Here is a 16,668-nt window from a genome sequence, read left to right as displayed (position 1 = left end):
TGAATTCTAGTTAGTGACAAATCTCTAATCTAGTTGGATGTTACAAAACTTAGCAACATAATTTTTATAACCTTACAATAGTATAGTGTTCCACTTCTAGTTCTACGTTATTTAATTACGGGATAACTCATAATCAAATATAAAACAATAAATTATCGTAAAGATTACTAAACTAACATACTGTACTGTGAGAGGAATATCTGTTAGTACTGATGTTAAAATATTTGTAAAAGTAACAATAATAAGTAAAGCGAGTGCGGATACCATAAGTACTGCTGATAAAAAGAGTCTTTGCTTTATACACTTAAGAATCAAACCTAACCCTGCTAATATTAAAATTATCCGTATTGGATATTTTAATATTAGTGGAAACAAATTGTCTATAACATAAATATTTATCATTTATATTTACCCTATCACTTTCTTCACTTAGATTTTTTATTATTTTAACGATAACTTTTATACGCTTTTTTATATCCCTTATATGCCGCCGATCCAAAAGTATAAGCATCTTCTATTAACCCAACGCCCCAAAACACTTTAAATCCTACTTTAAGTCCAGCCTTTCTAGCAGCTTTATTTACGTAGGCTTTATTATAAGCTGGCCTGTTCTGTTTTTTATATTGAAATTTCCCTTTAGAATATCCAATAGAGAACCCCACTGATAAGGATAAGGCCTTCCCAATACTAGCATAACTTTGATAAACAGCCTTAGCACCTGCTTTAGCACCGGCCTTCGTTGCATACCAAATACGTTTTCCTTTCTTTTTCCATGCTTTATGCCCATCCGGATCAATCTTCATTACAGGATTATTATCTGCATACGTATATCCATTTTGTGTAACAGGATCATCTTCATCACCCGGATCTGGATCTATTGATAAGAATACACCATGCTCTGGATTATAGTATCGCGCAATTAAGTAATACATGCCAATTTCTTTATCATACATGTATCCCGCATATCCAAATGGATTCTCTGCTGCGATACCTGTTGCGTCACTCTTTAATACGTTCCCCCATGCATCGTATTCATAGTTTGCGACAATTTGTCCATTTTGGTCTGTCATCGCAATGACGTCACCATGTGGGTTGTAGTGATAGAATAACGTTTGTCCTTGTGCTTTCATCGCGAGACGTACACCGTCTATCGAGTAGACATATTGACGAAGTACTTCTCCACTACCATTTGTCTCGTATAATGGATTAATGCTGTCACCATCATAGAAGTAACGTGTGATTTGTCCATTTACTTCTTTTTCGATACGGCGACCATCGTCATCGTATTTATATTTCGCAAATGGTGTCGTTTCACCTTGTTTCGTAATGGTGGTTAATTGATCTGCTTCATTCCATGTATAGCTGTACTTGCCGTCTGCTGTACGGTTACCATTTGCATCATATTTTAACTTCTCATTTCCGTACGTTTCTAGTTGGTTCCCAGCGTTAAAGGCTAGACTCACATTTTTCACTATTTTTCCTGCTACTGTTTCTTTAACCGTTTTACGGTTACCAAAACCATCGTAATCATATTCTTTTACCGATTTTGGTGTACTTTCTTTTCCTTCTTCGTATATCGTTTCTTTCTTTAATTGATTGATAGCATCGTATTCGTATTTTACAATCTCTTTTTTGTTGCTTTCAAGGTCTCGTGCAATCTCAGTACGGTTCCCCGTTTTATCATATTTGTAACGTTCGAGTAAGATGGTTGCTCAGATTTTTCACCGTACGGCTTTGTTCCAACAACTAAATCAGATACTTTTCCTGTTTGATCGTAGTTAAAGGTTGAACCTGAACCGTTTCCAGCCGTGTACGTGCGTACATTTCCATGATCATCATAATCGAATCGATAAGTTGATACACCATCTATTCCTTTTGTGTTTTGATCACCAGTATTATACTCATACGCAATCTTACTACTGTATCCACCATGTGTAATTGCTTGTTCTTTTAACTTTTCTGACTTGCTGTTCGCTTTATCATAATACTTCAGGCCCTTATTTTTACAATAAAAAAGACTATCTAAAATTTAATTTAGAATAGTCTTTCATTTTATTTTAGAGGGATATTTAATACTAGCCTGTTACAAAACATTTTTTGTATTTATTTCTATTTTTATATTTATTGCCATTTTACTGCATGTAATATTTATAATTTTCATTCTTCTTACTTACTTACTTACTTACTTACTTACTGGTTTGAATTTAGTAAATTTTTCTTCTCACCATTTAACCAGGTCATCCTCAGGGTTTCAAAGTCTTCGCCATGCTTCACGTACATTGAAAGGAATCGAAACGATTCACACTATATACAAACAAAAGAGAAGTCACATTCCAGACTTCTCTTTTTCGACGTACAAGGAATTACAGCAATTATTCATAGTTACTTAAACGATAACCGTATTTTGTAAGCGGACGTATACTTTTTTGGAACTTTGCAACAGAACCAGTTTGACGCTTACCCTCAATTATAATTTTATATACTTCACCTTAATTACTCCAAGAAAAAGTTAAATCCCATTGTTTTTTTCTATAATTTATTGGGCTCATCTTTTCAAATGTTTGATCTTGAATCTGAAAAACTATCTTCTGTATATTTACTTTTGGATTGAATAAAAAATCTCTCAAATCGAGATACTCCTCATTTACAAATACAGCTCCTTCTATAACAGAAAAAGTCTGCGCTATTTGGTCTACATCTATGTTTAAAATACATTTGTATAAACTATCTTCGTCCTTTAATAATAAATCGGCTTTTATAAAGACATCCATATTATCTATTTCAAATATACTATTAACAGTTGATGGCCTGATCCAAGTTTCATCTTGATACCCAAAACTTTCATTTTCTAAATCCCATTCCCAAATGGATGAAAAAGAAAAATCTTCAAGATTTAGCTCCTCTATCGGTTTTCCAATAGATTCATCCATTGTTGATTCCACCTCTTTAACTACTTGAGGAACAAGGTTGTTAAAGTACTCATTTCTTTCACTCCTGACAGATTCTTCAATAAAGGGATATAAATATAATGTACTCATGGTTTTCAAACCACTATTCGTTCTTAATTCTAATTCCATTTCTATAGAAAAAGTCCTTATAGATAAATAGTCAATTTGAATATTTCCATTCAAAATCTCAAAGGATTTTCCCTCAATATTTATTCTTGATCCTTGAAAATTAAATTCTTTATAATAATAACTATAATCCTTACGAATAAAATCAGGATATATATTTAAATAGATATCTAAAAAATCATCTTCCACAAGCAATTTATTTGTAGGACAAAAAAATTCTAACTGTACTCTTCTATTTTGGGCTTTTAATACAATAAAATTATCATATATTGTACATACTACCTTCGATATTAAAAGTTTTTTCTCTTCTAACATAAGCGTTGAAGTTTGTCTTTTTAACATATATAGCCTCCTGATTTATACCACTCATTGAACTATTTACTTAAAGTATCCATGTTTATTTGAATAGTGAACCCCTTGTACAAAAGCTTTTTTATACTGAGGGTACTTGGTATCATAAAATTTATAAGTATTTTTCAAAATTTTTCTGTAAGCCTTCGGATTATTCTGTTTCAAATTTTTATAGTATTTTGTACTGTGTTTACTGCTCGACTGTGCAAAGCTTCTCATTTCTTTATGCAGTTGTCTATGAACAGCAACTGGAACCTTAACTAACGGTTGTTTAGAATGTCCACCTATATATTTTGGAAATGCATGATGTTTATGGCTTTTGACGCTTTTAGCTACTTGGCGTGCAGCTTTAGCACCATATTTGAACCTTCCACCGCCAATAGCACCCTTAGCAGCCGCTTTAGCGATTCCTCTTGCTCCTTTTCCAGATTTATAGGCTCCGTACCCATCATAAGCTGCAAAACCAGCATTAACCACTAGCCAAAAGGCATGGCCGTCTGGATCTACTGACATAACAGGATTATTCCCTGCATACGTATATCCATTCTGCGTCACAGGATCATTCTCATCACCTGGATCTGGATCTACTGATAAGAATACACCATGCTCTGGATTATAGTAACGAGCAATCATTAGAGTAAGTAGTAAAGATCAATCTATTGAGAGACAGCTTGCGACTGCATCAGAAATAGGTATTCTTGAAGAGTATATCTTTATTGAAAGAGCGAGTGGAAAAGATTTTAAACGTCCTGAATATCAACTTATGAAGTGTATGTTGAGAAATGGAGATATTTTATATATTCAATCACTAGATCGTTTGGGAAGAAATAAACAAATGATTTTAGACGAATGGCAAGAGTTAATTAAGAAAAAAGAAATTGATATCGTTGTGTTAGATATGCCCCTTCTTAATACAATGAAATATAAAGATTTAAATGGAATTGAAACTCTTATTTCAGATTTAATTTTACAGTTATTGAGTTATATGGCTGAAGATGAAAGAAAAAGGATTCGTGAACGACAAAAAGAAGGTATTACAATTGCACTTCAGAAAGGAGTTAAATTTGGCCGCAAAAAAATTGAAATTGATGATAATTTTATAGAAACTTATCAAGAATGGAAAAATCATAAAATTACTGCAGTAGAAGCAATGCAAAAAGTAGGGATGAAGAGCAATACATTTTATAGAAGAGTCAAAGAATATGAAGATAACTTAGAAAAAAGCAAGATTTCTTAAAAGAAAAGCTTGCTTTTTTCTGATTTCCTCCTTTTCAAAAGGATGGGCAAAAACACCTAAGATATAATTCCATTAGGAATATATGTGCTGTATTCTTTTTTGTTTTATTTTTGCACCAAAATCTTTCTTTTTACACATAACGTCTGTATTTTGTTAAAGTGAATTTTCATAATCAAATTCTGTCCAATTTTTCCAATGAGTGTTAACTTCTCCTGTAACAATAAGATTAAGGTTTCTATTCTCTATTGCCAAAGCTACTGATTGGAAGAATTTATTTTCACTTATTTTTTCATCTTCCACATGTTGCCATCCTTCCGTTTCATACCACAATTCACAATCATCATTAATCCCTAATGCTTCTGTAATGTCCTGTTTATTCCACCATAATAAACTTTTTGCTTTTTCATCTTCAGCAATCATACGTATTAAATATGTTGGATAGGACTCTATATTTTTAATATCAATCCCTGTATCCTCATAATGCTTTTTAGTAAAATTATATTCATATTTATGTCCTCTAAGTAATACCTGCCCATTATAAAGATCTAATAGAAATTCTCCACTATTATCAAATATTTCATATTCATCCTCCCTCAATTGGATAAGCCTATCATCAATGATTGAATATTCGATTCCATCACCATAAACCTGAATATGATTAGATATACCTAAAGAATCTACTCCTACAAATTGAAAAACCATTAACCAATCTATTTTATTTCTAAACAAAATAGAGAACTTTACTTGCGACGTATCTATCACTGCATTATCTAATGCTGGAAACTCATAATTACTCTGCTTTTTATCTAACATTTTTAAAATATCTTGTTTCACACTTACCCTCCTAAAAATGTATTAACACACCACCATTTATAACATTCCAGTAGCCTTTAAACAATAAAAATAAACAATTTATTTATTCCATATCAAAGTGTGCTATTTTATTTTTCTAATATGGTTATTTAAAATAACTATTAAGATGGAATATAGAATATAAACCAGTGAAGGAATTTAATGGTTATCCTGTCACTGGTTTCACAAATCCCCCCTATATAGTAAACTTCAAATTCATTTACTGCTAAGTAGTCTTATTGCATTAAACTATGAATTTCTTTAATTCTCTCCATACTAATACCTTCCCTTTGCTCTCTTGCTAATGGATGATTAGTCGGTTCTAATTCAATAACAGGTCTTACACCGATTTCACGGATATGAATATTTGTCTTTAAATTTAACGTATCTGGATATCCTGGAATTGAAGTAGATAACCAACCAAAATAGGGATTTGATTTATCTCTTTCTCTATCATCCCAAGCCTGTATCACTTTACGGTAATTTTCTTCACTTATGGATACCCAAACGTCCCATATAAACGTTTCACAAGAATCTATCACCGGAACTTCGATACAACCTCTAATAAAATAATATTCATTATCCATAATACAAATATCTGTGGTTAAATATAATCTTTTACTTCTATCTTGAGGTTCCACTTCATAATAATAGTATGGTGCATCGCTCCCATAGCACATAGGTATAGAATCTAGATTTCTTTGTAATTTTTTCCCTGCTTGTCTTCTTCTTCTCAAAGTTTACTCTCCTATCTTTTATAATTAATCAATCATTAACACAACTTCAATCAAACTGCTACCTTGTTTTTCTGTTCTATTACTACCAAAATATCTTTATCTTCTTCGGATTGCTTTTTGCTTTTTTGATAGAGCACTTACTTTTCCAGCTTGTCTACTAGAACAAGTTTTACAATGAGGATACAACCTTTGTTTTCTCCCCCTAGCAAGGGCATTGGGCGGTTGATGATCAGGAATATAATTCCCAGATTTAGTTCCTGGTTTTCTTATACCACAACTGTGACAACCTTGCTTGTTTCCAAGTTTGTTTATAGTTTTTCTAGTTTGAGCAGAAAAATTACGTGACTGTCCTTTAAACGCAGGTATTGAAGCTTTTGCATACTTCCCTGGCCGTGCAAGATTTCCAGCTGTTTTCAAAGCTCTTTTCGCAGCTCCATATCTTCCACCACCTACAAATCCCCTAGCACTAGCCATTCCAACTCTTTTCCAACTAGCTCCAGATTTATACGCTTTATAACCATCATACGCTGCAAACCCCGCATTTATTGCTAACCACGGCAAAGGTCCATCGGGGTCAACGCCCATAACTGGATTATTATCCGCATACGTATAACCATTCTGCGTTACAGGATCATCATCATCACCCGGATCAGGATCCACAGATAAGAACACACCATGCTCTGGATTATATTATCTCGCAATCAAGTAATACATACCAATCTCTTTATCATACATGTATCCCGCATATCCAAATGGATTCTCTGCTGCGATACCTGTTGCGTCACTCTTTAATACGTTCCCCCATGCATCGTATTCATAGTTTGCGACAAATTGCCCATTTTGGTCTGTCATCGCTACTACGTCACCACGTGGGCTATAGTGATAGAATAACGTTTGGCCTTGTGCTTTCATTGCGAGACGTACACCGTCTATCGAGTAGACATATTGACGAAGTACTTCTCCACTTCCATTTGTCTCGTATAACGGATTAATACTGTCACCATCATAGAAGTAACGGGTGATTTGTCCATTTACTTCTTTTTCGATACGGCGACCGTCATCATCGTATTTATATTTCGCATATGGTGTCGTTTCACCTTGTTTCGTAATGGTGGTTAGCTGATCTGCTTCATTCCATGTATAGCTGTACTTGCCGTCTGCTGTCCGGTTACCATTCGCATCGTATTTTAACTTCTCATTTCCGTACGTTTCTAGTTGGTTCCCAGCGTTAAAGGCTAGACTCACATTTTTTACTATTTTTCCTGCTACTGTTTCTTTAACCGTTTTACGGTTACCAAAACCATCGTAATCATATTCTTTTACCGATTTTGGTGTACTTTCTTTTCCTTCTTCGTATATCGTTTCTTTAATACAAACAAAAGAGAAGTCAGATTCCAGACTTCTCTTTTTCGACGTACAAGGAATTACAGCAATTATTCATAGCTACTTAAACGATAACCGGATTTTGTAAGCGGACGTATGTTTTTTTGAATTTTGCAACAGAAACAATAACTTTATGTCGCATTTTGCTTAACGTATATTTTTATTAAAATGTTTTCGTTATCCCTAAATCATCTGACGGACTAAAGCACGAACCACCTCTCTACCCATAATTTGGACAGTAGAAAGAAGAGCCATTATCAGCTCTTCTTTCTACAAATCTTATCTCGGTTTATTCTCTCTTCTACCATGTATCAATTACTAACTATTAATCCCTTTTCAATCGGAAAATTGGTTCTTGGTCATGGAAACCAATACAAACAGGCATATCTAAATCATTTTTTGAAACACTCTTTATATACGCAATAACTGTTCGTGCAATCAAAAAGATTATAATTCCATGTGATGCCTCAGTAGTATCAAACCCATCACATTTATCATATATAGTACTAAACTCTTTTAGTTCTGGACCTTCTATACAAAATTCCCATTCACATGCCCAATCGTCATCCTCTTCTTCTATAGGATAATAATCCTCACACAAATAATATTGTCCAGCCCAATTATTATCTAAATCATATTCAAAATAAACACTTTTTATATCATTATTATTTAAATAATTACTAACCTCTATAAAGCTTTCTTTCAATTCCTTTTCATATCCCGTCATGTCTATTGTATTTATTTCTTTTGCAGCGTCCATACCTGCTAATTGTACACAAATTTGATAATATTTCCTTTCAATTTCCTCACACTGTAGTACAAAAATATCATTCTGTAACTCCTCTAAATATTCATAAATATCATGCATTTTTTATCTCCTCTTCTTTTTACTTTTCCAATATGGTGAATATAGCATATCTGAATTTTTTTGAACATGTTTTCTTAAGCTTCGATAGGACCTTAGAAACTGCTTCCTATCCCCTTTAGCTTGCTTATCAATCTTTTTCATATTTCTTAACATAAATTCATGATATGCATTTGGATGTCTCCCCTGATGGCGCATCCTTTTTTTATTCCAACCTGCATCTAAATCTAAATCATATTTTTTACTTATTTTCTGGAATTGGCTTGTATATTTTTTACTTTTATTTGTTGCAAAGTGATGTACTTGAAAAGGCTTCTTTTTCATAGCATTTAAAGTTGCTCTTTTAATTCCTTTTTTTGCTGCATAACGCGCTACATGAGGAGCCGCTATTCTAGCCCCATGTATAGCAAGTGGAGCAAACCATGCTAAATGCCCATCCGGATCCACCATCATCACTGGATTATTATCACCATACGTATATCCATTCTGCGTCACAGGATCATCTTCATCACCCGGATCTGGATCTATTGATAAGAATACACCATGCTCTGGATTATAGTAACGGGCAATTAAGTAATACATGCCAATCTCTTTATCATACATGTATCCTGCATATCCAAATGGATTCTCTGCTGCGATACCTTTTGCATCACTCTTTAATACGTTCCCCCATGCATCGTATTCATAGTTTGCTACGACTTGTCCATTTTGGTCTGTCATCGCTATTACGTCACCACGTGGGTTGTAGTGATAGAATAAAGTTTGTCCTTGTGCTTTCATCGCGAGACGAACGCCGTCTATTGAGTATACATATTGACGAAGTACTTCTCCACTACCATTTGTCTCGTATAACGGATTAATGCTGTCACCATCGTAGAAGTAACGTATGATTTGTCCATTTACTTCTTTTTCGATACGGCGACCGTCATCATCGTATTTATACTTCGCAAATGGTGTCGTTTCACCTTGTTTCGTAATGGTGGTTAATTGATCTGCTTCATTCCATGTATAGCTATACTTGCCATCTGCTGTACGGTTACCATTCGCATCGTATTTTAACTTCTCATTTCCGTACGTTTCTAGTTGGTTCCCAGCGTTAAAGGCTAGACTCACATTTTTTACTATTTTTCCTGCTACTGTTTCTTTAACCGTTTTACGGTTACCAAAACCATCGTAATCATATTCTTTTACCGATTTTGGTGTACTTTCTTTTCCTTGTTCGTATATCGTTTCTTTCTTTAATTGATTAATTGCATCATATTCGTATTTTACAATTTCTTTTTTGTCGCTTCCAAGGTCCCGTGCAATCTCAGTACGGTTCCCCGTTTGATCATATTTGTAACGTTCGAGTAAGATTGTTTCTCCAGATTTTTCACCGTACGGCTTTGTACCAACAACTAAATCAGATACTTTTCCTGTTTGATCGTAGTTAAAGGTAGAACCAGAACCATTTCCAGCCGTGTACGTGCGTACATTTCCATGATCATCATAATCAAATCGGAATGCATGTGTTCCTTCTGTTACCTTTGTATTTTGATCCTGCTGATTGTATTCATAAGAAATGGTACTCTGATGAGAGCCATGCTGTAATTTAATTTCCTTTAATTTTTCACTCTTACTATTTGCCTTATCATGGTACGTCCAATCTACATGACCACCACGACTATCCGTCATCTTTTTGATACGATCGGCATCATCATATTCTTTTCCACGTTCCATGCCATTGACATGGTCTTTTACTTTTGTTTCTTGCCCATGGGCATCTAGTTCGAATGAAAATGCCTCTTTCCCATTTCGTGTTACGCCAACTAAACGATCAGCTGTATCATATGTCCAGCCTAGTATATGACCATTTGGCATCGTTGTTTTGAGTTTATTCCCATTCTCATCGTATTCATGGTTGATTTCACGCTGCAGAGCGTCTTTAAATTTCTTTAACTTATTATCTTGATCATACTCAAAGGTATGAACCTGCGATTTTCCATCTGCGGTTACAAGTTTTTCTGTTGTGTTCCCATTTGTATCATACTTATAATCTACAGATGTTCCATTTTTTAATGTTACTTTTTTTAACTGATTATCTAAATTATAATCAAAGGATTTGGTATTCCCTTTTTCATCTGTTTCCGCTTTTTTATTTCCGATACCATCATACTGATAAGACGTTGTATTTCCTTCTTCATCAGCAATCGTCTTCACGTTACCGTGCGCGTCATACGTATTTTTCGTTAATACATTTCCTTCGATTAAGCGAACATCATCGAACCATGCTTTCCCTTTGTTTTTACCTCGATGTAACAAATAAATATGAACCTCTTGAATGGGTTGATCCTTCGCTTCCAGTAATACTGCACTTCGGTTCCAATCATTCGTTCCTGTCGGGAACATCGCTTGGTAGTTTTTCCAACTTCCATCTGCGTAAATGACATCTGCCCAAACAGAGTAATCCTTAGAAAACTTTTCTCCACTTTCATTTTCCACATTTTCAGACTTAGACATCGCTGTTAATGTGATTGTTTTTGCTGTCTTTTGATTTACCGCAAATTTCTGTGCATAGGCAATATCTTTCGCCTGGAAATCTTTACGTTCTAAGAGAATGCTATCAGCACCATTAAATCCTTCTGCAACAATTTCTTTTTGCTGACAATTCTCTGCACAGACCTTCTGCCAGTTAGGCACAAAACCGCCACTCCAGTTATCTTCAAAACTGCTATTGACAACTGGATTGAAACTAGAAGAAACTTCTCCCTCTTCTAACTGTAACTTATCAAACCATACTGTTCCACCTGCAGAAGCATTTGTATGCTCAACCTCTAAATAGATTTTCGCTTTTCTTGTGTCATTGGTCGTTTTAAATGTAAGTTGTCGATTGGTCCAATCTTTCGTTCCTTGCAAATTACTATAACGATTACCATGCCAGTCATTTCCACCAGCTACAGGTTGCCCATTTTCATTGAATAACTGTACATTATAGAAAGCGTCTGCTTTTTGTAACGCATCTGTTTTCATCATACCGCTAAGTGTATAGGTTTTGTTCGGCTCTAATGTAACTTCTTGAATGGCCGCTACATATCCCCACTCGGCACTTGTAGACTTTGAAGTGAGTTTTAAAGATGAAACGCCACCAAGCCCTCCTGGCGCACCGAAGGTGCCTGCATCCATCTTAGCTTGATCATTATATGTAAACAATGTCCATTTATCCAAGTTACTCTCAAAGTTTGGATTTTGGAGAAGATTCGCTCCAGTCCCAATGCTTTTACTTGTTTCAATGGGGTTTCCATGCTTATCATAATGTGTCACAGATGCGGTTAAAGCTGCTGTATCTGTTTCTGAAATAGCTGCATTCGTTTCTTTATACGCAACTGTTGTTGTACGATTTTCATTGTCTGTTACTTTTATAACGTCATTATTCTTATTATATTCTGCTGTCTCCGTTCCCATTGCGTCCGTAACAGAGAGTACATTTCCATTTCCATCATACTTAATGGCTTCTTCTTGTTTTTTAGGAGTAATCGTTTTTTCTAAATTATTTCCACGATACGTATACTCCGTCGTCAACTTTAAATTGTCAATATCTACAATTTTTTTGACTGGATTACCCGCTTCATTATACGTATAGGACGTCTTTTTCCCTTTCGGGTTTGTTTCAATTACTTCTCTTGCTTCTGGCTTATAGAATAAACTCGTAACTTTTCCAACAGGGTCCGTGATTTTTACAAGTTTATTATTTTCATATCCAAATATAGTTTGGTATGGTTTTGCATCTGTATGCTTCGGATCTTTAATAGATGTTAGTTTTCCATTTTCATAACCATATCGATACTGACGACCTTCCGGCGTGGTAGACATCGTTAGGTATCCATCGTTGTATGTAAATGTTACCTTACGATTTTCTGGTCCTACCGCCTCTTTTATATATCCATCTGGATAATAGGAAAATCGGATTGTTCGATTAGAAGGATCTACTACTTCTAGTAACTTATTATTCTCATATTTATACTGTACTGTATTATTGTAACTATCCTTTTCTGAAAGAAGATAGCCAGCTTTATGAAATTCAATGATATTTTTATTCTTGTCGGTTACCGTATAATTTCCATCACTCTTTTTGGCAACTGTTAAATAAATGCCTGTTGGAGCTTCATATTGGTTTTCCCCTACTTTTCGGAAGTGATAGGTGTTTTTATCTCCTGTTGTGTAAATGATATCTCCATTAGTTGCTTCTTTGATGTTTACTTCAAGAGAGCTAAACCAACCTTTTCCAAACAAACCTTTTCCAGTGTCTTGACTATTGTATGTACGATCTACAACAACGTCTGGACCTTGACCTGCCAGTGTAAAATCAGTCTCATTCATGACAAAATTCCCATTAAACGGTGTCACTTTACCACCGATGACATCAATAGTAGACCAAAATTCTTCTACACCTAACGGCTGCGTAGCATCTGCAAATCGAAATTCTGCATCCTCAGACATTTTCCCTTCTGGGAAAGGCGTCGAACTATATGCAGAAACTGTCATCCAATATCCTTGATGATTACCATAATTTCCGCCTGAGTTTTTATATACAGGCGATGGGTCCAGTGCTAATTCCGCTCCTTTTCCATCCGTATGAACTTGATACCTTCCTTGACCGATTTCCGCTTGTGTCGGCCAAATACCTCTTCCTTGCGTGGACCAAGAGGTTACATTTCCGACGTCAATTGCATCGTAGGTTTTCCCATTATACACCCATACTTTATATCCAGTGGCTCCTAACACTGCATCCCACTTTAATGATACGTGTCCACTTTTTGTTTCAGATAAGTTTGTATAGGTAGATACGACTGGCTTTTTAACCTTATCTAACGGTACATAAGATTCAGCATAATAGGATCTAGGGCTGTCGCCCATCGGATGTTCCGCAACAATCACAAACCAGTAAGCTTTCTGTTTACTCCAATCCGATGCCCCTTGGTCTTTATAAGCGTTATATGCATTCGTATAAACAGGAGATGGATCAAGTGGAATTTCTTCCCCGGTCCCCCTATTTTGCATATCAAAATAACCTTCTTCGACTTGCTGTTTTGTCGGCCAAATTTTTTGGTTGTAAGTCGACCAGTTTGTTACATTTCCAACGCGGTAGTATTCATACTCGTAACCATTGAATACTCCTACTTTATATCCAGTGGCTCCTGGTACAGCGTCCCACTCTAAGTTGAAATACCCTGTGTTACTTGCATTATTATGAGAATGGGCTGTCACTTTTGGCGCTTTCTCTGGTCTTGGATACGAATATGTTACCTCTAAGACTGGCGCTTTTTCCATTCCTGATTCTGTAGCGATAAATTTCTTCCAATGCGTCTTTCCATTTCCGTTGGTATGAAGGGCAAATCCATAATTGGAGTTTGGATTGTTTACCCACTCTTGCACGGTATTTGTAACATCAAATTCAGCCCACTGTTCTCTCCCTACCGATGTAGAAGTAATGTTTTCAACAGCAGGACCATTATTCCATGTAATGGTCTGTGGGCTCCAATACCACTTAACTCTACTTAGCCATACTTCACTTGGAGTTGTACTATAATTCCACTTAGCATATGCCTTAAATTTCGCCTTTTGAATCTGAGCATGACTTAAACTACTTAAATTTTGTTTTAAATAACTATAGTTATCACCTGTCGTCCCATCATAGTGCCCAACTTTTAAAGTATGTGCATTTTGACCAGGATCCCACAATTTATTTGCACCAGAATAGTTTGTTCCCGGGTATGCACTAGATACATAAGCATTTTCGAACCCAGGAAGTTCTTCCTGATACGTAGACTCAGTTGTTGGATCGATATAAACAGGATATTTTCGTTCAGGACTCTTTAACCAATCTGCGTTGGCTGTTAAAGTAAGCTGATATACACCATTTGTTTTTTTCTCTATTGTGTATGTAACATCTTGAGAAGAATTTGTTTCCCCTGATTCCGGATTTACGTTTGAATCAGACATGGTTGGTTTTGGTAATGTAAATAATGTCGTTTGTTTCTGATCCTGAAATACAATCGAACCATCATCTTGCTGTTTTGCATCTAAATCTGTTTGAATTTCATAATGAAAAACATTGTGTCCTGTATACTTCTGAAGCACAATATCTTCTTTCACAGATGTATGAAATACAATACTACGTAAGTCAACGTCAGGAAAAATTTGTTTATGCCAAATCGTATTCTCTTTGACTTCCGGCTTTACATCCTGTGCCTTAACACTTCCAGACTCCCCATTTGCTTCTTGAAGCTTGTACTTAACTTTATGACCATTCTCTTCAAACTGTATATATTCCCCGTTTTTCATAACCTGTTCGAAGGTTACATTTATTTTTGTTTTTTTAGTAGTAAACTTATGATTATGTTCAACCAGCTTTGGAGAAATCTCTTCCCATTTTCCCTCTTCTTTCATATGAACTGGGCTATCATAAATTCGTTTTGTAAAGGTTCCATCCTTATTGTCAAATACTTTTTCATTTTCTTTCCGTTCCTGAACTACCTCGCTTGGTTTGTTATCGGCTGGTAGTTGGGGTTGACTTTGTTTCTCTTCAAAATTGCTTTGAGAGGAAGTCGATTCCCCATTTTGCTTGTTAGTAGCAATGGTTTCTGCAACCGTCTCTAATGGAATGGAAGACACAATAAGTGTCACAACCATGAGATGGATGAAATACCGTAACCATCTCCTTTTTTCTACATGTTGTTTCTTCATGCATTCACCTCGTATACATGTTATTTTTGAAAGAAGAACATACAAAAAAAGCAGGCGAAAAGAAGATACACTGGAGGAAGATTTACCAATCTGTTGATACAAGTAAAGGGTACTTACATAGAACTCTCAAATCTTTTTCCACTACATAAAAAAGAGCTTTGAATTATTGGGTAAAAACATAACAGAGAACAACATCCTATATTTTTCCTTGGGACACGGGGAATGTAGGCAAGGAAAAATATAACGATGTTCATCTATTATGATCCAGTTTATCTTCTATTCATTTGAGCCTGCCAACTTGGAGAATTTGTATGATTCCCTTACTCAAAATAAAGAACAGAAATAGAAAAGGCAAGATGAAATCTACAATTAAAAGTGTTTATTTTTTAAATTCCGAAAATTTTTCTACAATTATCGACAAATCGTTTACACACTCCTTTTACATCATTTATAATTAAAATGGATATACATAATATTACATTATATGTATTAATTACTTAATGAATCATACACGTAGCGAAGGATAGGAGGGGACTTCATTCCTTTCTTCTGTAAAGAGTAAATCAGGATGTAGAGAGTATGAATCCTATCTCGATTAGAGACTTTATACCAACTATCGTTTTCAATGATTATACAAAGTACTATTATAAATAGGAAGAAACTCGTTTCATATATAGCCAATGAGTTGTCCATATAAATGGCACTCCAGTCGATAAAAATTTTACTTATCCTATAGCAATTGAACAGTTGAAAAAAGAAAAAAGCATACCTGTCAGTATGCAACTTAGATAACAAAAATAAATAAGATTATCGTTTTATTAAGTAACGCGTACGCCTTATAACGGGACTCAACTCACTTAAAGTGAGTTGCTTCTGCTCCCTCTGTTGATATTCTAAGTCCTTCATAACTTGAGTTTCCTTTTAATTCAGATTTCTTCCAAAACACTTTTGTAAATGTTACAAAATCCATTCAATACATTTTAATAAGAAACTTTCCACATATTAACGTAAAAGATTTATTTAGCAGTTAATTTAATGTCGAATTTATCAGAATTTTGTATTTTTTTGTTGTTTTATCTTGTTATTGATGTTAAACTTATACTTACAAAGAAAGAGATTAAATAGGAAACTTCGCTTTATAAATTTTCTGATTTTTCAGTCTTTGCCTATTTTACTCCACTCCGTTAGATTGGCATGTTTGTGTATTCCTTCCCTACTCTTTCTTTGTTGTACCCTTCATAAGAAAACAATTTGTTCCTATCCAAGTTGTTTTCTTTTTTTTATCATTTTAAGAAGACTCCTTCCTCAAGGAACGCGAAGTGAGTAGGTGGGAGATGAATTGGCTTCGAACAACGGATGGCAGGAAGCTATCTTAATTGTTCGACATACATAAACTGTTACTTTACTACCTATCGAATGTACGTTTGTTGTATGATAGACACATAT

General features: G+C 34.9%; 7 protein-coding genes and 6 pseudogenes. 4 read left to right on the top strand and 9 right to left on the bottom strand.

All coding sequences use genetic code 11. From position 1 onward, the window contains the following. Positions 1-111: 111 nt before the first annotated feature. Together JDS95_RS31950 and JDS95_RS28255 are read right to left on the bottom strand one after the other, a co-directional pair. A complete protein-coding gene (locus JDS95_RS31950; protein WP_000608385.1) occupies positions 112-402 on the bottom strand; it encodes a hypothetical protein in 291 nt (96 codons plus the stop codon). 44 nt (positions 403-446) lie between these two features. After that, positions 447-1,987, bottom strand: a pseudogene (locus tag JDS95_RS28255) (RHS repeat domain-containing protein); the annotation flags it as partial. Positions 1,988-2,237: 250 nt separating this feature from the next. Between JDS95_RS28255 and JDS95_RS31375 the strand changes: the two are divergent. Next, positions 2,238-2,390 (top strand): annotated as a pseudogene (locus JDS95_RS31375) (IS6 family transposase); the annotation flags it as partial. Positions 2,391-2,489: 99 nt separating this feature from the next. On the opposite strand, the gene JDS95_RS28250 reads toward JDS95_RS31375, so the two are convergent. Then, positions 2,490-3,416 carry a hypothetical protein gene (locus JDS95_RS28250; protein ID WP_000919992.1) on the bottom strand — a complete coding sequence of 309 codons (927 nt, stop codon included), beginning with the start codon at positions 3,414-3,416 and terminating at the stop codon, positions 2,490-2,492. A 36-nt stretch (positions 3,417-3,452) separates the two neighbouring features. Beyond that, positions 3,453-4,058: pseudogene (locus JDS95_RS28245) on the bottom strand (RHS repeat protein); the annotation flags it as partial. Between JDS95_RS28245 and JDS95_RS28240 the strand changes: the two are divergent. Next, entirely contained in the window at positions 4,054-4,662 is a 609-nt protein-coding gene (locus JDS95_RS28240) for a recombinase family protein (RefSeq protein ID WP_033661072.1), read from the top strand. The pseudogene JDS95_RS28245 and the gene JDS95_RS28240 overlap by 5 nt on opposite strands. Positions 4,663-4,815: 153 nt before the next feature. Here the strand turns inward: JDS95_RS28240 and JDS95_RS28235 are convergent, their stop codons facing one another. From JDS95_RS28235 to JDS95_RS31370, 3 genes and pseudogenes are all read right to left on the bottom strand, one after another. Continuing rightward, positions 4,816-5,496: a DUF7003 family protein gene (locus tag JDS95_RS28235; protein WP_000806605.1), complete on the bottom strand. Its 681-nt coding sequence runs from the start codon at positions 5,494-5,496 to the stop codon at positions 4,816-4,818. A gap of 254 nt (positions 5,497-5,750) precedes the next feature. After that, entirely contained in the window at positions 5,751-6,251 is a 501-nt protein-coding gene (locus JDS95_RS28230; protein ID WP_001254398.1) for a DUF2199 domain-containing protein, read from the bottom strand. A gap of 96 nt (positions 6,252-6,347) precedes the next feature. Then, a pseudogene (locus tag JDS95_RS31370) lies at positions 6,348-7,619 on the bottom strand (RHS repeat domain-containing protein); the annotation flags it as partial. A gap of 2 nt (positions 7,620-7,621) precedes the next feature. Here JDS95_RS31370 and JDS95_RS32260 point away from each other — a divergent pair. Then, positions 7,622-7,702, top strand: a pseudogene (locus tag JDS95_RS32260) (IS6 family transposase); the annotation flags it as partial. A 257-nt stretch (positions 7,703-7,959) separates the two neighbouring features. On the opposite strand, the gene JDS95_RS28215 reads toward JDS95_RS32260, so the two are convergent. After that, on the bottom strand, positions 7,960-8,502 hold the full coding sequence (locus tag JDS95_RS28215) for a hypothetical protein (RefSeq protein ID WP_000543728.1): 543 nt from the start codon (positions 8,500-8,502) through the stop codon (positions 7,960-7,962). A gap of 3 nt (positions 8,503-8,505) precedes the next feature. After that, positions 8,506-15,222: a DNRLRE domain-containing protein gene (locus JDS95_RS28210; protein ID WP_033661069.1), complete on the bottom strand. Its 6,717-nt coding sequence runs from the start codon at positions 15,220-15,222 to the stop codon at positions 8,506-8,508. Between the two features lie 708 nt (positions 15,223-15,930). Between JDS95_RS28210 and JDS95_RS28205 the strand changes: the two are divergent. After that, positions 15,931-16,011, top strand: a pseudogene (locus JDS95_RS28205) (IS6 family transposase); the annotation flags it as partial. Positions 16,012-16,668: the final 657 nt, after the last annotated feature.

It is taken from the genome of Bacillus cereus group sp. N24 (assembly GCF_016483345.1).
Taxonomy (GTDB): Bacteria; Bacillota; Bacilli; order Bacillales; family Bacillaceae_G; genus Bacillus_A; species Bacillus_A toyonensis.
Note: the sequence above shows the minus strand (reverse complement) of the source record. Positions and strands in the feature narration are given on the sequence as shown.

What these genes read in the sequence shown, in the direction of transcription:
- JDS95_RS31950 (WP_000608385.1), bottom strand. Translation starts at nt 402, where the DNA reads ATGATAAATATTTATGTTATAGACAATTTGTTTCCACTAATATTAAAA.
- JDS95_RS28250 (WP_000919992.1), bottom strand. Translation starts at nt 3,416, where the DNA reads ATGTTAAAAAGACAAACTTCAACGCTTATGTTAGAAGAGAAAAAACTT.
- JDS95_RS28215 (WP_000543728.1), bottom strand. Translation starts at nt 8,502, where the DNA reads ATGCATGATATTTATGAATATTTAGAGGAGTTACAGAATGATATTTTT.
- JDS95_RS28210 (WP_033661069.1), bottom strand. Translation starts at nt 15,222, where the DNA reads ATGAAGAAACAACATGTAGAAAAAAGGAGATGGTTACGGTATTTCATC.